The sequence below is a fragment of the Pseudomonas putida genome, assembly GCF_002025705.1.
Taxonomy (GTDB): Bacteria; Pseudomonadota; Gammaproteobacteria; order Pseudomonadales; family Pseudomonadaceae; genus Aquipseudomonas; species Aquipseudomonas putida_J.
This window is the reverse complement of sequence record NZ_CP018846.1, coordinates 189288-206319: the sequence shown is the minus strand read 5'-3', so window position 1 is coordinate 206319 and position 17032 is coordinate 189288. Positions and strand designations below refer to the sequence as shown.

Annotated in this window: 11 protein-coding genes, 4 tRNA genes and 3 rRNA genes; 2 read left to right on the top strand and 16 right to left on the bottom strand. The window is 56.3% G+C overall.

From position 1 onward, the window contains the following. Nucleotide 1: 1 nt before the first annotated feature. The 13 genes from secE to tyrS all read right to left on the bottom strand — a co-directional run bounded on the left by secE (nt 2) and on the right by tyrS (nt 11385). Complete coding sequence (gene secE / locus BUQ73_RS00935) at nt 2-370, bottom strand: preprotein translocase subunit SecE (protein ID WP_079226343.1); 369 nt, start codon at nt 368-370, stop codon at nt 2-4. Between the two features lie 44 nt (nt 371-414). After that, a tRNA-Trp gene (locus BUQ73_RS00930) sits at nt 415-490 on the bottom strand. A 54-nt stretch (nt 491-544) separates the two neighbouring features. Then, entirely contained in the window at nt 545-1738 is a 1194-nt protein-coding gene (gene tuf / locus BUQ73_RS00925) for an elongation factor Tu (protein ID WP_010951775.1), read from the bottom strand. Nucleotides 1739-1817: 79 nt separating this feature from the next. Beyond that, a tRNA-Thr gene (locus BUQ73_RS00920) sits at nt 1818-1893 on the bottom strand. 29 nt (nt 1894-1922) lie between these two features. Continuing rightward, nucleotides 1923-1996 (bottom strand) — tRNA-Gly (locus tag BUQ73_RS00915). Nucleotides 1997-2020: 24 nt separating this feature from the next. Then, nucleotides 2021-2104 (bottom strand) — tRNA-Tyr (locus BUQ73_RS00910). Between the two features lie 153 nt (nt 2105-2257). Further along, nucleotides 2258-2683, bottom strand: a complete 426-nt coding sequence (locus BUQ73_RS00905; protein WP_060486217.1) for a hypothetical protein — start codon at nt 2681-2683, stop codon at nt 2258-2260. Between the two features lie 7 nt (nt 2684-2690). After that, nucleotides 2691-3440 (bottom strand): pantothenate kinase, encoded by a 750-nt coding sequence (locus tag BUQ73_RS00900; RefSeq protein WP_079226342.1) that lies wholly within the window; start codon nt 3438-3440, stop codon nt 2691-2693. Continuing rightward, nucleotides 3430-4389 (bottom strand): bifunctional biotin--[acetyl-CoA-carboxylase] ligase/biotin operon repressor BirA, encoded by a 960-nt coding sequence (gene birA / locus BUQ73_RS00895; RefSeq protein WP_079230460.1) that lies wholly within the window; start codon nt 4387-4389, stop codon nt 3430-3432. The genes BUQ73_RS00900 and birA overlap by 11 nt, the downstream gene beginning before the upstream one ends. A 251-nt stretch (nt 4390-4640) precedes the next feature. Next, nucleotides 4641-4756, bottom strand: a 5S ribosomal RNA gene (gene rrf, locus BUQ73_RS00890). Between the two features lie 138 nt (nt 4757-4894). Then, nucleotides 4895-7787, bottom strand: a 23S ribosomal RNA gene (locus BUQ73_RS00885). 289 nt (nt 7788-8076) lie between these two features. Next, a 16S ribosomal RNA gene (locus tag BUQ73_RS00880) occupies nt 8077-9613 on the bottom strand. Together the 16S, 23S and 5S rRNA genes form the textbook arrangement of a ribosomal RNA operon. Before the next feature lie 572 nt (nt 9614-10185). Further along, a complete protein-coding gene (gene tyrS, locus BUQ73_RS00875; RefSeq protein WP_079226341.1) occupies nt 10186-11385 on the bottom strand; it encodes a tyrosine--tRNA ligase in 1200 nt (399 codons plus the stop codon). 215 nt (nt 11386-11600) lie between these two features. Here tyrS and BUQ73_RS00870 point away from each other — a divergent pair, with 215 nt between their 5' ends. Together BUQ73_RS00870 and BUQ73_RS00865 are read left to right on the top strand one after the other, a co-directional pair. Next, nucleotides 11601-13019 carry a peptidoglycan DD-metalloendopeptidase family protein gene (locus tag BUQ73_RS00870; RefSeq protein ID WP_079226340.1) on the top strand — a complete coding sequence of 473 codons (1419 nt, stop codon included), beginning with the start codon at nt 11601-11603 and terminating at the stop codon, nt 13017-13019. 3 nt (nt 13020-13022) lie between these two features. Then, nucleotides 13023-14114, top strand: a complete 1092-nt coding sequence (locus BUQ73_RS00865) for an anhydro-N-acetylmuramic acid kinase (protein WP_079226339.1) — start codon at nt 13023-13025, stop codon at nt 14112-14114. A 58-nt stretch (nt 14115-14172) separates the two neighbouring features. Here BUQ73_RS00865 and erpA read toward each other — a convergent pair whose 3' ends face one another. The 3 genes from erpA to argC all read right to left on the bottom strand — a co-directional run bounded on the left by erpA (nt 14173) and on the right by argC (nt 17031). Then, nucleotides 14173-14523 (bottom strand): iron-sulfur cluster insertion protein ErpA, encoded by a 351-nt coding sequence (gene erpA / locus BUQ73_RS00860; protein WP_027917433.1) that lies wholly within the window; start codon nt 14521-14523, stop codon nt 14173-14175. Between the two features lie 148 nt (nt 14524-14671). Then, nucleotides 14672-15891, bottom strand: a protein-coding gene (locus BUQ73_RS00855; protein ID WP_152031491.1) for an IS3 family transposase whose coding sequence is annotated in 2 segments (ribosomal slippage) — nt 14672-15543 and nt 15543-15891 — 1221 coding nt in all. Because the reading frame shifts where the segments join, the coding sequence is not laid out codon by codon here. Nucleotides 15892-15996: 105 nt separating this feature from the next. Beyond that, nucleotides 15997-17031, bottom strand: a complete 1035-nt coding sequence (gene argC, locus BUQ73_RS00850; RefSeq protein WP_060484764.1) for an N-acetyl-gamma-glutamyl-phosphate reductase — start codon at nt 17029-17031, stop codon at nt 15997-15999. Nucleotide 17032 lies beyond the last annotated feature (1 nt).

Genomic DNA, 17032 nt, shown 5'->3' with positions numbered 1-17032 from the left:
TTTAGCCAACGATCAGGGAGACCGCCCAGCCGAGCAGGGAATCAAGACCCCACAGCAGCAGTGCCATAACCAGCACGACAGCCACGACAATCAGCGTGGTCTGGGTGGTTTCCTGGCGGGTCGGCCACACGACTTTACGGATCTCGGTACGCGCTTCCTTCGCCAACGCAAAGAACGACTTACCCTTCGCAGTCTGCAGAGCTACAAAGCCTGCGACAGCAGCCAGGGCGAGAAGTGCAAGTACGCGATACAGGATCGGGGAGGCGGAGTAATATTGATTACCCACAACAGCAACAACCACCAAAGCCACTACAGCCAGCCACTTGAACAGATCAAAACGCGATTCTTGGGCTTCAGTTTTGGGGGTCATCGAGGAGGATCCTGTAAGAAGAAAGCCATCACACCGAGGTGAAATGGCAGGTCAGGAGGGAATCGAACCCCCAACCTACGGTTTTGGAGACCGTCGCTCTGCCAATTGAGCTACTGACCTGTAACGCTGTATCAGGCCGGCCATTATACCGGCCTGATCAAGTAAATCAACTACTTATTCAATAATTTTTGCTACGACGCCGGCGCCGACGGTACGACCGCCTTCACGGATAGCGAAGCGCAGACCGTCTTCCATTGCGATGGTCTTGATCAGGGTAACAGTCATCTGAATGTTGTCACCTGGCATTACCATTTCAACGCCTTCCGGCAGTTCGCAGTTACCGGTCACGTCAGTGGTACGGAAGTAGAACTGAGGACGGTAGCCTTTGAAGAACGGAGTGTGACGGCCGCCTTCTTCTTTCGACAGAACGTAGACTTCTGCGGTGAACTTGGTGTGCGGCTTGACCGAACCTGGCTTGACCAGAACCTGGCCACGCTCAACGTCGTCACGCTTGGTACCACGCAGCAGAACGCCGCAGTTCTCGCCAGCACGGCCTTCGTCCAGCAGCTTGCGGAACATCTCAACACCGGTGCAGGTGGTGGTGGTGGTGTCACGCAGACCAACGATTTCCAGCGGATCCTGAACGCGGACGATACCACGCTCGATACGACCGGTAACAACGGTACCACGACCCGAGATCGAGAATACGTCTTCGATTGGCATCAGGAATGGCTGGTCGATGGCACGAACTGGCTCAGGGATGTAGGCATCCAGAGTTTCTACCAGCTTCTTGACAGCGGTAGTGCCCATTTCGTTGTCGTCTTTGCCTTCCAGAGCCATACGAGCCGAACCGATGATGATCGGAGTGTCGTCGCCTGGGAAGTCGTAGGTGGACAGCAGGTCGCGAACTTCCATCTCGACCAGTTCCAACAGCTCAGCGTCGTCTACCAGGTCAGCCTTGTTCAGGAAGACCACGATGTACGGAACGCCAACCTGACGGGACAGCAGGATGTGCTCACGGGTTTGCGGCATCGGACCATCGGCGGCCGAGCAAACCAGAATCGCGCCGTCCATCTGGGCAGCACCGGTGATCATGTTCTTCACGTAGTCAGCGTGACCTGGGCAGTCAACGTGAGCGTAGTGACGAATGTTCGAGTTGTACTCGACGTGAGCGGTGTTGATGGTGATACCGCGCGCTTTTTCTTCCGGAGCCGAGTCGATCTTGTCGAACTCAACGACTGCCGAACCGAAAACTTCGGAGCAGACGCGAGTCAGAGCTGCGGTCAGAGTGGTCTTACCGTGGTCAACGTGGCCGATAGTGCCGACGTTAACGTGGGGAAGGGAACGATCAAACTTTTCCTTAGCCATCGATACAATCCTCCGCAGAAGAAAATAGTCTTACGCTGATAAAACAAAGGCAGATATTTTCATATCTGCCTTGTTTATATGGAGCTCTTGAGCGGATTTGAACCGCTGACCTCACCCTTACCAAGGGTGTGCTCTACCAACTGAGCTACAAGAGCGAAACACTTTGCGCAAAATCCTGCAAACTTGGAGCGGGTAGCGGGAATCGAACCCGCATCATCAGCTTGGAAGGCTGAGGTTCTACCACTAAACTATACCCGCGGAGCTTGCGGCTCTCGCTAAAACTGGTGGAGGGAGAAGGATTCGAACCTTCGAAGCTCTCGCAACGGATTTACAGTCCGTCCCCTTTGACCGCTCGGGAATCCCTCCAGATGTGGCCGGCATTCTATGTGTCTGCCGTCCTAGTGTCAAGCTTTTTTTCAAATTTTTTCAATCAAATCTGAAACTTAGCTGCTTTGACACTCGCTTCCAGTTCTGCCACCTAAGTGGTGTTCCCTGTGAAGCGGGCGCCATTCTATCAAGCTATTCGCCAGTTGCAATACCCTGGCAGAAAATAATTTTATGTTTTAAGTCTTTGAAATCGTTGGAAAGAGTCTCGAGGACGGTTTGGTCCAGCAAACGCTCACTTTCCGGGGAAATCTTGAGCCAGAGCCCTTCTGCTCCTGGCAGTTGGCCTGACACCGGCGCAGCATTGATATCCAGGCTCAGCAAGCGTTGTCGCAACGCATCGAGCTGCTCGCGACCAGCCAGGCCACCCAGCACCAGGCATTCGTCACGCCGCCGAGCCGGTGCGGATGCCCCTGTTTCCTTGAGCAGGCGAATCTCTTGCTGGTTACCTTTGTACAACGACAACGGGGCGACATCCTTCGCCTTCAGCGGGGCTTCCTGTTGGTGCCAGACGTAATAGAAGACATTGAGCACCAGCAGCAGCAGAAACAACCAACGCATAAGCACCTCAGTCCAGTGGACAGGCCATCGCCAGGCCGACAAATACCAGGTCGGGGACTACTCTGGCCTGTGGCGCTGCCTCTCGCACCAGCGGCGCATCCCCACCCGTCAGGAATACAGTGAAGTCATCACCCCACAAGGCCCGCGCCTGCTCGAGCTGGGTACGGGCAAAGCCCTGCAGCATCAGTACACAACCGCGCTCTACTGCTTCCACAGTGGAACGCCCTGGCTCAAGACTGCTCAAAGCACGTTCGGCTGATGCGTCGTCATAGCGAATACGACGGGTATGCGTACGTAGCTGGCTGCGCATCAACGGCATACCAGGGCAGATATAGCCACCCAAGTGCTCGCCGTCCGCGGAGACGAAGTCGGCCTTGGCCGCTGTACCCAGGTCAATGACCAGACACGCCCCTTTGGCGAGATGAAAGGCACCCAAGGCTGCCAGCCATCGGTCCATACCCAGGCGCTGGTAATCCTCATAACCATTGCGCACACCTGCCATCTCCTCGGCAGGCTCGGCAACACGGGCAACGACTGCAAAAGCCTCGGCAATGAGCGCACAGAGGGCAGCGGTTTCATCTTCGCTGCGTACACTGACAATTCGGCAACCTGTAAGCCGCAAGGACGCCAGCGCTGCGACGTCGCCAACCAACGCCTGATCGGAATCGACAATCCCACCACCAACAATGGTGGCGTCGCCAGCGTGAATGACACGCCATTTAATGAAGCTGTTACCGCAATCGAGCTCAAGAATCATCACGCAACCTCAAACTGAGCTCACCACCACTGAAGCTCTTTTCCACACCGTCGACCTCAAGGCGCAATCCGCCCTGGCCATCCACGCCCAACACGACACCATCAATACGGGTGGTGCCCGCAATGAGAGACACATTTCGCCCCTGCCAGAGATGCGCCTGCTCCCACTCTTCCTGGAACGCTGCAAAACCGTAGCGCCGATGACGGGCCAATTCATGCTGCAGCTGCTGGCTGAGCATGGCTACCAAGCGGTTACGATCTATCGTCGTACCGATCTCACGCCGCATCGAGGTCCATTGCTGGTCGACCTGATCATTGACCTGCATGTTCACATTAATACCAATGCCAAGGACAACATGACAGACATCTGCAGGGTCGCCCACAAGCTCCAGCAGAATACCGGTGATCTTCTGCCCTCGGACCAGGACATCGTTGGGCCACTTCAAGCCCACGTCCTTGACACCAAAGCCCTGCAACGTGCGCATCACGGCCAACCCAACCACCAGGCTGAGACCCTCTAGCTGGCGCATGCCGCCATCGACGCGCAGGACCAGGCTGTAGTAGAGGTTTTCTGCGAATGGACTTATCCACATGCGACCACGACGACCACGCCCGGCACTCTGGCGTTCAGCCAGAACCAGGAATGGAGCCGATTGCCCCTCGCTGGCAAGACGCAGGCCTTCGGCATTGGTTGAATCGATGGTTTCGTGGATGAAAACAGGCCATGGCTCGCCCTCTGCAAGCTCAGCGATCGCCTGCTCATCGAGTAAGCTCAGTGGCGCGGCCAATTGGTAGCCACGCCCACGGACTTTATGAATGGTGAGGTTCAGCTCACTTTCCAGGTGTTGCAGCTGCTTCCAAACGGCGCTGCGACTTACCCCGAGGGCTGCCCCCAAGGCCTCTCCGGAATGGAACCGGCCATCCTTGAGGAGATTCAACAACTTCAGCATGCCAGTCTCGACTTGGAATAAGGCTGGCATGATAGCCATGGGTCGTTGGCTTGCATAGGAAAAGGGCTGCGGGTAACTGCCTGTAGGAATGGGTTTACCCGCGAAGCAGCTAACGCGGCGGATGATACCGGCTTGGTCGAAGTTCGTGGATGAACTCGCGCCTACAGGAGCCATGAGCGCTTCAGGATTGTTGCGACCAGGAAAGACAAAACCCCTACCTGCGTGCGCAGATAGAGGTTTTGCGAAATGAATCTTGACGATGACCTACTCTCACATGGGGAAACCCCACACTACCATCGGCGATGCATCGTTTCACTACTGAGTTCGGGATGGGATCAGGTGGTTCCAATGCTCTATGGTCGTCAAGAAATTCTGTAGCCAGAATGTCCAGATGGACAGCCCAGCGAATCCGGATATGTGATGTTGTGGTTCGTTGCGAACTTTCGGTTCGTATCATCTTCACCACCACAATTTGGCGCTTACGCTCAAATTGCTTGGGTGTTATATGGTCAAGCCTCACGGGCAATTAGTATTGGTTAGCTCAACGCCTCACAGCGCTTACACACCCAACCTATCAACGTCGTAGTCTTCGACGGCCCTTTAGGGAACTCAAGGTTCCAGTGAGATCTCATCTTGAGGCAAGTTTCCCGCTTAGATGCTTTCAGCGGTTATCTCTTCCGAACATAGCTACCCGGCAATGCCACTGGCGTGACAACCGGAACACCAGAGGTTCGTCCACTCCGGTCCTCTCGTACTAGGAGCAGCCCCTCTCAAATCTCAAACGTCCACGGCAGATAGGGACCGAACTGTCTCACGACGTTCTAAACCCAGCTCGCGTACCACTTTAAATGGCGAACAGCCATACCCTTGGGACCGGCTTCAGCCCCAGGATGTGATGAGCCGACATCGAGGTGCCAAACACCGCCGTCGATATGAACTCTTGGGCGGTATCAGCCTGTTATCCCCGGAGTACCTTTTATCCGTTGAGCGATGGCCCTTCCATACAGAACCACCGGATCACTAAGACCTACTTTCGTACCTGCTCGACGTGTTTGTCTCGCAGTCAAGCGCGCTTTTGCCTTTATACTCTACGACCGATTTCCGACCGGTCTGAGCGCACCTTCGTACTCCTCCGTTACTCTTTGGGAGGAGACCGCCCCAGTCAAACTACCCACCATACACTGTCCTCGATCCGGATAACGGACCTGAGTTAGAACCTCAAAGTTGCCAGGGTGGTATTTCAAGGATGGCTCCATGAGAACTGGCGTCCCCACTTCAAAGCCTCCCACCTATCCTACACAAGCAAATTCAAAGTCCAGTGCAAAGCTATAGTAAAGGTTCACGGGGTCTTTCCGTCTAGCCGCGGATACACTGCATCTTCACAGCGATTTCAATTTCACTGAGTCTCGGGTGGAGACAGCGCCGCCATCGTTACGCCATTCGTGCAGGTCGGAACTTACCCGACAAGGAATTTCGCTACCTTAGGACCGTTATAGTTACGGCCGCCGTTTACCGGGGCTTCGATCAAGAGCTTCGCTTGCGCTAACCCCATCAATTAACCTTCCGGCACCGGGCAGGCGTCACACCCTATACGTCCACTTTCGTGTTTGCAGAGTGCTGTGTTTTTAATAAACAGTCGCAGCGGCCTGGTATCTTCGACCGGCATGGGCTTACGGAGCAAGTCCTTAACCCTCGCCGGCGCACCTTCTCCCGAAGTTACGGTGCCATTTTGCCTAGTTCCTTCACCCGAGTTCTCTCAAGCGCCTTGGTATTCTCTACCTAACCACCTGTGTCGGTTTGGGGTACGGTTCCCAGTTATCTGAAGCTTAGGAGCTTTTCTTGGAAGCATGGCATCAACCACTTCGCGCTCTAATGAGCACTCGTCATCAGCTCTCGGCCTTAAGATCCCGGATTTGCCTAAGATCTCAGCCTACCACCTTAAACTTGGACAACCAACGCCAAGCTGGCCTAGCCTTCTCCGTCCCTCCATCGCAATAACTGGAAGTACAGGAATATTAACCTGTTTTCCATCGACTACGCTTTTCAGCCTCGCCTTAGGGACCGACTAACCCTGCGTCGATTAACGTTGCGCAGGAAACCTTGGTCTTTCGGCGTGCGAGTTTTTCACTCGCATTGTCGTTACTCATGTCAGCATTCGCACTTCTGATACCTCCAGCAAGCTTCTCAACTCACCTTCACAGGCTTACAGAACGCTCCTCTACCGCATCACCTAAAGGTGATACCCGTAGCTTCGGTGCATGGTTTGAGCCCCGTTACATCTTCCGCGCAGGCCGACTCGACTAGTGAGCTATTACGCTTTCTTTAAAGGGTGGCTGCTTCTAAGCCAACCTCCTAGCTGTCTAAGCCTTCCCACATCGTTTCCCACTTAACCATGACTTTGGGACCTTAGCTGACGGTCTGGGTTGTTTCCCTTTTCACGACGGACGTTAGCACCCGCCGTGTGTCTCCCATGCTCGGCACTTGTAGGTATTCGGAGTTTGCATCGGTTTGGTAAGTCGGGATGACCCCCTAGCCGAAACAGTGCTCTACCCCCTACAGTGATACATGAGGCGCTACCTAAATAGCTTTCGAGGAGAACCAGCTATCTCCGAGCTTGATTAGCCTTTCACTCCGATCCACAGGTCATCCGCTAACTTTTCAACGGTAGTCGGTTCGGTCCTCCAGTCAGTGTTACCTAACCTTCAACCTGCCCATGGATAGATCGCCCGGTTTCGGGTCTATACCCAGCGACTAAACGCCCTATTAAGACTCGCTTTCGCTACGCCTCCCCTATTCGGTTAAGCTCGCCACTGAATATAAGTCGCTGACCCATTATACAAAAGGTACGCAGTCACCTAACAAAGTAGGCTCCCACTGCTTGTACGCATACGGTTTCAGGTTCTATTTCACTCCCCTCTCCGGGGTTCTTTTCGCCTTTCCCTCACGGTACTGGTTCACTATCGGTCAGTCAGTAGTATTTAGCCTTGGAGGATGGTCCCCCCATGTTCAGACAAAGTTTCTCGTGCTCCGTCCTACTCGATTTCATTGATAAGAGATTTTCGTGTACGGGGCTATCACCCACTATGGCCGCACTTTCCAGAGCGTTCCACTAATCTCAAACCAACTTAAGGGCTGGTCCCCGTTCGCTCGCCACTACTAAGGGAATCTCGGTTGATTTCTTTTCCTCAGGGTACTTAGATGTTTCAGTTCCCCTGGTTCGCCTCTTGCACCTATGTATTCAGTACAAGATACTCAGCTTATGCTGAGTGGGTTCCCCCATTCAGAGATCTCTGGATCACAGTCTGTTTGCCGACTCCCCAAAGCTTATCGCAGGCTACCACGTCTTTCATCGCCTCTGACTGCCAAGGCATCCACCGTATGCGCTTCTTCACTTGACCATATAACCCCAAGCAATCTGGTTATACTGTGAAGACGACATTCGCCGAAAATTCGCACGTCGCTCTTTCGAGCAGAACTCACAAATTTTACCTTAGCCTGATCCACCAGCAGTGAAACTGGTGTTCAGTCTATATCTATCACATATCCGAATTTTTAAAGAACGGTCTGACAAAAGTCAGAAATCAACATTCGACCTGAATGCTCATTTCTGAGTTCTGATCAAGTGCCTCTTCAACCATGAATCAAGCAATTCGTGTGGGAGCTCATCAGCAGGCTGATGTCGTCGATTAAGGAGGTGATCCAGCCGCAGGTTCCCCTACGGCTACCTTGTTACGACTTCACCCCAGTCATGAATCACACCGTGGTAACCGTCCTCCCGAAGGTTAGACTAGCTACTTCTGGTGCAACCCACTCCCATGGTGTGACGGGCGGTGTGTACAAGGCCCGGGAACGTATTCACCGCGACATTCTGATTCGCGATTACTAGCGATTCCGACTTCACGCAGTCGAGTTGCAGACTGCGATCCGGACTACGATCGGTTTTGTGAGATTAGCTCCACCTCGCGGCTTGGCAACCCTCTGTACCGACCATTGTAGCACGTGTGTAGCCCAGGCCGTAAGGGCCATGATGACTTGACGTCATCCCCACCTTCCTCCGGTTTGTCACCGGCAGTCTCCTTAGAGTGCCCACCATTACGTGCTGGTAACTAAGGACAAGGGTTGCGCTCGTTACGGGACTTAACCCAACATCTCACGACACGAGCTGACGACAGCCATGCAGCACCTGTGTCAGAGTTCCCGAAGGCACCAATCCATCTCTGGAAAGTTCTCTGCATGTCAAGGCCTGGTAAGGTTCTTCGCGTTGCTTCGAATTAAACCACATGCTCCACCGCTTGTGCGGGCCCCCGTCAATTCATTTGAGTTTTAACCTTGCGGCCGTACTCCCCAGGCGGTCAACTTAATGCGTTAGCTGCGCCACTAAAATCTCAAGGATTCCAACGGCTAGTTGACATCGTTTACGGCGTGGACTACCAGGGTATCTAATCCTGTTTGCTCCCCACGCTTTCGCACCTCAGTGTCAGTATCAGTCCAGGTGGTCGCCTTCGCCACTGGTGTTCCTTCCTATATCTACGCATTTCACCGCTACACAGGAAATTCCACCACCCTCTACCGTACTCTAGCTTGCCAGTTTTGGATGCAGTTCCCAGGTTGAGCCCGGGGCTTTCACATCCAACTTAACAAACCACCTACGCGCGCTTTACGCCCAGTAATTCCGATTAACGCTTGCACCCTCTGTATTACCGCGGCTGCTGGCACAGAGTTAGCCGGTGCTTATTCTGTCGGTAACGTCAAAACAGCAAGGTATTAACTTACTGCCCTTCCTCCCAACTTAAAGTGCTTTACAATCCGAAGACCTTCTTCACACACGCGGCATGGCTGGATCAGGCTTTCGCCCATTGTCCAATATTCCCCACTGCTGCCTCCCGTAGGAGTCTGGACCGTGTCTCAGTTCCAGTGTGACTGATCATCCTCTCAGACCAGTTACGGATCGTCGCCTTGGTGAGCCATTACCTCACCAACTAGCTAATCCGACCTAGGCTCATCTGATAGCGCAAGGCCCGAAGGTCCCCTGCTTTCTCCCGTAGGACGTATGCGGTATTAGCGTTCCTTTCGAAACGTTGTCCCCCACTACCAGGCAGATTCCTAGGCATTACTCACCCGTCCGCCGCTGAATCAAGGAGCAAGCTCCCGTCATCCGCTCGACTTGCATGTGTTAGGCCTGCCGCCAGCGTTCAATCTGAGCCATGATCAAACTCTTCAGTTCAATACTGCTTGGGTTTTTAAGAAACCCTAAACTTGGCTCAGCAATCTCAAATGACTATGTGATTTCTCGCATGGCCACTTGTGATGCTGATAATCTTTGTGACTATCAGTCCGTACTCACAAGCACCCACACGAATTGCTTGATTCGATTTGTTAAAGAGCGTTTGGTTAAGAGCTTTTCGTCTCAACCGAGGCGCGCATTCTACGCTTTCCTCAGAGCCTGTCAAGCGTTTATTTCGAAGTTTTTTGCGAGAAACTCGTTTAGCTTCAAACACTTGGCTCGCTGCGATCTCTCGTAGCGGGAGGCGAATAATACAGCGTTTAAAACCGCTGTCAACCTTCATCTCACCCGCTATCGATCATTCGATCGAAGCGCCTCCAACCTCACCTTAACTACCTAACTCATTGAATCCCAAGGAGTTTGTCGTTCCGATGTCGCTGGAAGTGGGGCGCATTATAAGGGGATTCGAAAGCGCGTCAACCCTTAATTTCAAGAAACTTCAATATCGCTGAAAAACAAAGCGGGGAGGCCTGTCGGCCTCCCCGCTTATATATAGCTACACCAACAAGACATCACTCAGCCTTGAGGGTAACCCGGCCAAACGACTTCTTGCCTGCCTGGCACACGTGGGTCGCACCCAGGACAAACATGAAGTCCTTGTCGACCACCGCACCATCGACTTTCACCGCACCGCCACTGAGCAGGTCACGCGCCTGCGCCGAGTTCTTCACCAGGCCTGCGCGGTTCAGCACAGCGGCAATCGGCAGATCTTCAGCCGCAGCCACTTCGATCTCCGGCAGATCTTCCGGCAGCTCGCCCTCCTTCATGCGGTTACCAGCAGCACGGTGAGCATTGGCCGCAGCCTCTTCGCCATGGAAACGCGCGACGATCTCCTCGGCCAGCTTGATCTTGATGTCGCGTGGGTTCGCCCCATTGGCAACGTCGGCCCGGAACTGCTCGATCTCGTCCATCGAACGGAAGCTCAGCAGCTCGAAGTAACGCCACATCAGGGTGTCCGGAATCGACACCAGCTTGCTGTACATCACACCCGGCGCTTCCTGGATACCGACATAGTTACCCAACGACTTGGACATCTTCTTCACGCCATCAAGCCCTTCGAGCAACGGCATGGTCACGATGTTCTGCGCCTCCTGCCCATAGGAGCGCTGCAGTTCGCGCCCCATCAGCAGGTTGAACTTCTGGTCGGTTCCGCCCAACTCCACATCAGCCTTCAGCGCCACGGAGTCGTAGCCCTGCACCAGCGGGTAGAGGAACTCGTGAATGGCGATTGGCTGGTTGGTGGTATAGCGCTTGTCGAAGTCGTCACGCTCGAGCATGCGCGCAACGGTGTACTGCGACGCCAGGCGAATGAAGTCGGCCGGCGTCAGCTGGTCCATCCAGGTGGAGTTGAACGCAACCTCGGTCTTTGCCGGATCGAGAATCTTGAATACCTGTTGCTTGTAGGTCTCGGCATTTTCCAGCACCTGCTCGCGGGTCAGCGGCGGACGCGTGGCGCTCTTGCCACTCGGATCGCCGATCATGCCGGTGAAGTCCCCGATCAGGAAGATCACCTGGTGCCCCAACTCCTGGAACTGGCGCAGCTTGTTGATCAGCACCGTGTGCCCCAGGTGGAGGTCAGGTGCAGTCGGGTCGAAGCCTGCCTTGATACGCAGAGGCTGGCCGCGCTTGAGCTTCTCGACCAGTTCCGACTCGACCAACACCTCTTCCGCACCGCGCTTGATAAGCGCCAGCTGCTCTTCAACCGACTTCATAGACAGACCCGCAAGGCTCAGATTCAAAGGGAGCCAACCATACAAGATCGGCGATCAATTACAAGTTTGGAAATGAAATGTGACCCGACCGACGCGTCACGGCGTCTACGCGCCCTTGCGCGAAAGTAGATTTGGTTATATTTTATACAGTTATTTCATCTTCATCATGTCATTCATCTTTTCCATATTCATTTTTCTTCAAAGTCACCTTACCTATGACCAACGAAACGCCTAAAGCGCCCCCGCTTTATCCGAAAAGCCATCTGTTGGCCGCCAGCGGCATCGCCGCCCTGCTCAGCCTGGCACTGCTGGTATTTCCCTCCAGCGAAGTCGAAGCCAAGAAGACCACCCTCAGCCTGGAGCTGGAAAGCCCGGCCGAGCAGCTGAAGGACGAGTCCAACGCCGCCCCGCTGGTACAGACTCAAGGCGACCAGGGCTCTCCCTTCGCGCAGATCGACGGCACCGAAACCAACACCGAGCAGGCCGCACAAGAAGCACCTGCCACAGAGAAAAAGCCTGAAGCCAAGGAGCCAGGTCACCGCGAAGTGACTGTAGCCCGCGGCGACACCCTGTCTACCCTGTTCGCCAAAGTCGGCCTTCCCGCCAACGCGGTACACGACCTGCTGGCCAGCAACAAACAAGCCAAGCAGTTCAGCCAGCTCAAGCACGGCCAGGTGCTGCAATTCGAACTCGACAAGGATGGTCAGTTGGCCAGCCTGCACAGCAAGGTCAGCAACCTCGAAACCATCCGCCTGACCAAGACCGCCAAGGGCTACACCTTCGATCGCGAGATCAGCAAGCCGGTAGTCCGTACCGCCTACGCCCACGGCGTGATCAAGAGTTCGCTCTCGGCCTCGGCCCAGCGCGCCGGCCTGTCCCACAGCATGACCATGGATATGGCCAAGGTCCTGGGCTACGACATCGACTTCGCCCAGGATATCCGCCCTGGCGACGAGTTCGACGTGGTCTACGAACAGAAGGTGATGGACGGCAAGGTAGTAGGCACCGGCAACATTCTGTCCGCGCGCTTCACCAACCGCGGCAAGACCTACACCGCCGTGCGCTACACCAGCAAGCAGGGCAACACCAGCTACTACACCGCCGACGGCAACAGCCTGCGCAAGGCGTTCATCCGCACCCCGGTCGACTTCGCCCGCATCAGCTCGCGCTTCTCCGCCGGTCGCAAGCATCCGATCCTGAACAAGATCCGCGCGCACAAGGGTGTGGACTATGCCGCCCCACGCGGCACACCAATCAAGGCAGCAGGTGACGGTCGCATCGAGCTAGCTGGCCGCCGCGGCGGTTACGGCAACACCGTGATCATCGCCCATGGCAACAGCTACAAGACCCTTTACGGTCACATGCAGGGCTTTGCCAAGGGCATCAAGACCGGCAGCAACGTGAAGCAGGGCCAGATCATCGGTTACATCGGCACTACTGGCCTGTCGACTGGCCCGCACCTGCACTACGAGTTCCAGGTCAACGGCGTCCACGTCGACCCGCTGAGCCAGAAGGTGCCAATGGCTGACCCGATCGCCAAGAACGAACGCCAGCGCTTCCTGCAGCAAAGCCAACCACTGATCGCCCGCATGGACCAGGAAAAGGCCACCATGCTCGCGGCGAACAAGCGCTGACCCATGGCGCTTTACCTGGGGGTGATGTCCGGTACCAGCCTCGACGGCCTGGACATCGCCTTGATCGAACAAGGCGAGCAGCTGCAGTTGCTCGCCACCCATTACCTGCCGATGCCGGGCGACCTGCGCCAGGACCTGCTCAGCCTTTGCAGCAGTGGCCCTGACGAGATTGCCCGCGCCGCCCTGGCAGAAAACCGCTGGGCCAGCCTGGCAGGTGAAGGTGTACGGCAATTGCTCGGTAAGCAAGGGCTGCAGGCCGACGCCATCCGTGCCATCGGCAGCCACGGCCAGACCATCCGCCATGAGCCGGCGCGCGGTTTCACCGTGCAGATCGGCAACCCGGCGCTACTCGCCGAGCTTACCGGTATCAGCGTAGTCGCCGACTTCCGCCGTCGCGATGTGGCGGCAGGCGGCCAGGGCGCACCACTGGTGCCTGCCTTCCATGAAACCCTGTTCAGCCACCTCGGCCAGCGACTGGCAGTTCTCAATGTGGGGGGGTTCAGCAACCTGAGCCTGATCGAGTGCGACGAGCCCGTGCATGGCTTCGATTGCGGGCCAGGCAACGTGCTGCTGGACGCCTGGATCGAGCGCAAGCGTGGCCAGGCCTATGATGCCGATGGCGCCTGGGCTGCCAGTGGCGCGGTGCAAGGTGATTTGCTCAGCAGCCTGCTGAGTGACCCGTTCTTCGCCGGCACCGGCCCGAAAAGCACCGGCCGCGAAGTGTTCAACCTGCCCTGGCTGGATAGCCACCTGGCGCGCCTGCCTGCCTACCGTGATGAAGATGTCCAGGCCACCCTGCTGGAGTTGACCGCGCGCACCATCATCGAGTCGCTGCAGAGTGCCCAGCAAGGCACCGAGGCGCTGCTGGTATGTGGCGGCGGCGCTCGCAATGGCGCCCTGATGGCTCGCCTTGCTGAATTGCTGCCACAGGCCCAGGTCACCAGCACCGGTGCACATGGCGTGGACCCGGACTGGGTCGAGGCCATGGCCTTTGCCTGGCTCGCCCACTGCTGCCTCGAGGGTATCGCCGCCAATCGCCCAAGCGTGACGGCGGCAAAGGGGCTACGCGTACTCGGCGCGATCTACCCGGCCTGAGCTCACGCCAGAATGCAAAACGCCGCGCAATTGCGCGGCGTTTTCGTACAACCTGGCTTCAGATCGAGAACGAAGAACCACAGCCACAGGTAGTCGCGGCATTCGGGTTCTTGATCACGAAGCGCGAACCTTCCAGGCCTTCCTGGTAGTCCACTTCGGCACCGGCCAGATACTGGTAGCTCATCGGGTCAACTACCAGCGAAACACCTTCGCGCTCGACAATGGTGTCATCTTCGGCCACGTCTTCATCGAAGGTGAAACCGTATTGGAAGCCCGAGCAGCCGCCACCGGTGACGAACACGCGCAGCTTCAGGCGGTCATTGCCTTCTTCGGAAACCAGGTTCTTCACCTTTTGCGCGGCACCGTGGGTGAATTCCAAAGCCGTGGGGGTGAAGGTTTCGACGCTCATGTTGATTCTCCCGGCGCAGTAGCCGCCATAAAACTCGATGACGCGCATTATCCGCTTCTCCGAGAAAATTGGTCAAGAATTGTGCGGCTTTAGTCGCGATGTCTAGTCCTGAAATAGGTTTACACCTGTTCAGGTAGGCCGACAGGCCTCAAAACGCCCGATGCACTGCATCGGGCGTTTTGTTTTTCAGGGCCATATGGGGCCGTTCTGTGTTGTAGATCTGCACTGCCTCGTCAACCATCTGTCTCGCCTGCTCAAGATCTTCAGGGCTGCTCAACAGCAGCTCCATCTTGAGGATTCCGTTGATTCGCTCGGCCAGCGCGTTCTGGTAGCAGTCATACCCATCAGTCATGGAGCACTGAACATCGTGCCGTTGGTGCAGTGACTGGTACAGCGCCGAGCAATATTGGATGCCTCGATCCGAATGGTGGACTAATGGCTGGCGACGACGTCGCTTTCGTAATGCCTGCTTGAAGGCTTGCGCCACTGACTCGGCATGCAGGCTTTCATGGACGTGGTGGCCAACAATTTTCCTGGAGTACGCATCCGTTACCAGGCTCAGGTACAGCGGGCCGTTACGTGCGGGCAGGTAAGTAATATCGGCAACCCAGACGTGCTCCGGCCTTGTCGGAACGACTTGGCTTGGGCCCGGCTTGAGTAAGTTGGGATGGCGGTAGAAGCGATGAAAGCTTTGTGTTGTCTTGTGGTAGGCCCGCTTAGGCAGCACCAGCAAACGGCGCTCTCCCAAGACCTGGAACAGCCTATCTCGGCCAACTTGGAACCGTTTGTCAGGTTGGCAATGCAGCAGATAGTGCAGCTTGCGTGTACCCAGACGAGGCTGGCGCATCCGGACTTGCTGAACAAACTCAACCACCTGATCTGCCTGGCGCTCTTTGCCATCAGCAGTTCGGTTGCGCTTGTAGTAAGCCTGTCGACTGATGCCTAGAAACTGACAAGCCCTGGCAATGCTCAGTCCTGCGACTTGACCTTGCGAGAGGACTTGCCGGATCGCTTTTTTACGACCGAAACACCATAGTCATTTTTCAGAACATCAACGACCGTCTCAAAAAACTGGGCCTTCTGGCTCATCAGTTCCAACTGTTGCTCAAGCTCTTTGATCCGCTGCTCTGGAGTGAGCGTTTTGGGGTCAGACATCGCGCAGCTCCTCTCGTCGCGGATCGAGGCCCCCTGGCTCCAATCCTGCCGACCGTGCTTACGCAACCATACCAGAACCGTCGACCGACCCTGGATGCCATACCGCACCTGGGCCTGTTTGTAGGTCAGTTCGCCTTTTTCAATCTGATCAACCACCGCCAATTTAAAAGACAGTGAGTAATCTCTCTGTGTGCGCTTTACACCTTGCTCCATCTGACTCTCCGGAAATTCGGGATGGGAGGTGTAAACCTTATTCAGGACGGGACACGACAAACAAAAAGGCCCGCACAATGGCGGGCCCTTTCAAGCAACAAACGCTTACGGCAGCAAGCCAGCGTGGGACAGGCCCATGCGCTCATCCAGGCCGAACAGGATGTTGAGGTTCTGCACCGCCTGGCCCGACGCGCCCTTGACCAGGTTGTCGATCACCGACAGCACCACCACCAGGTCACCACCCTGCGGGCGATGAACGGCGATGCGGCAGACGTTGGCACCGCGCACGCTACGGGTTTCCGGGTGGCTGCCGGCCGGCATGACGTCGACGAACGGCTCATCGGCGTAACGCTTCTCGAACAACGCCTGCAGGTCGACCGACTTGTCGGCGACGGTCGCGTACAGGGTGGCGTGGATACCACGGATCATCGGTGTCAGGTGTGGCACGAAGGTCAGGCCGATGTCCTTGCCAGCGGCCAGACGCAGGCCCTGGCTGATCTCGGGCAGGTGGCGGTGGCCTTTGACCGCGTATGCTTTCATGCTTTCGCCAGCCTCGCAGAACAGCGAGCCGACCGCTGCCCCACGGCCAGCGCCGCTGACGCCCGACTTGCAGTCGGCGATCAGGCGCGACGGGTCGGCCAGGCCGGCTTCGAGCAGCGGCAGGAAGCCCAGCTGAGTGGCGGTCGGGTAGCAACCCGGCACGGCAATCAGGCGCGCCTGGCGAATCTTTTCGCGGTTGACTTCAGGCAGGCCGTAGACGGCGTCCTTGAGCAGCTCTGGAGCACCATGAGGCTGACCATACCATTTGCCCCATTCGGTGGCGTCCTGCAGGCGGAAGTCTGCAGACAGGTCGATGACCTTGGTCCCGGCAGCCAGCAGTTCGCCAGCCAGGGCGTGGGCGACACCATGCGGAGTGGCGAAGAACACCACGTCGCAGGCGGCCAGGGTCTTGCTGTCCGGCACGCTGAAAGCCAGGCCGTCGTAGTGACCGCGCAGGTTCGGATACATATCGGCGACCGCCACGCCCGCCTCGGAGCGCGAAGTGATGACCGCCACTTCGGCCTGTGGATGCTGTGCCAGCAGACGCAACAGTTCGACGCCGGTGTAACCCGTGCCGCCGACGATACCGACCTTGATCATA

Bases quoted from the DNA above. Each gene is read 5' to 3' on its own strand.
- secE (WP_079226343.1), bottom strand. From the start codon at position 370: ATGACCCCCAAAACTGAAGCCCAAGAATCGCGTTTTGATCTGTTCAAG.
- tuf (WP_010951775.1), bottom strand. From the start codon at position 1,738: ATGGCTAAGGAAAAGTTTGATCGTTCCCTTCCCCACGTTAACGTCGGC.
- BUQ73_RS00905 (WP_060486217.1), bottom strand. From the start codon at position 2,683: ATGCGTTGGTTGTTTCTGCTGCTGCTGGTGCTCAATGTCTTCTATTAC.
- BUQ73_RS00900 (WP_079226342.1), bottom strand. From the start codon at position 3,440: ATGATTCTTGAGCTCGATTGCGGTAACAGCTTCATTAAATGGCGTGTC.
- birA (WP_079230460.1), bottom strand. From the start codon at position 4,389: ATGCTGAAGTTGTTGAATCTCCTCAAGGATGGCCGGTTCCATTCCGGA.
- tyrS (WP_079226341.1), bottom strand. From the start codon at position 11,385: ATGAAGTCGGTTGAAGAGCAGCTGGCGCTTATCAAGCGCGGTGCGGAA.
- BUQ73_RS00870 (WP_079226340.1), top strand. From the start codon at position 11,601: ATGACCAACGAAACGCCTAAAGCGCCCCCGCTTTATCCGAAAAGCCAT.
- BUQ73_RS00865 (WP_079226339.1), top strand. From the start codon at position 13,023: ATGGCGCTTTACCTGGGGGTGATGTCCGGTACCAGCCTCGACGGCCTG.
- erpA (WP_027917433.1), bottom strand. From the start codon at position 14,523: ATGAGCGTCGAAACCTTCACCCCCACGGCTTTGGAATTCACCCACGGT.
- argC (WP_060484764.1), bottom strand. From the start codon at position 17,031: ATGATCAAGGTCGGTATCGTCGGCGGCACGGGTTACACCGGCGTCGAA.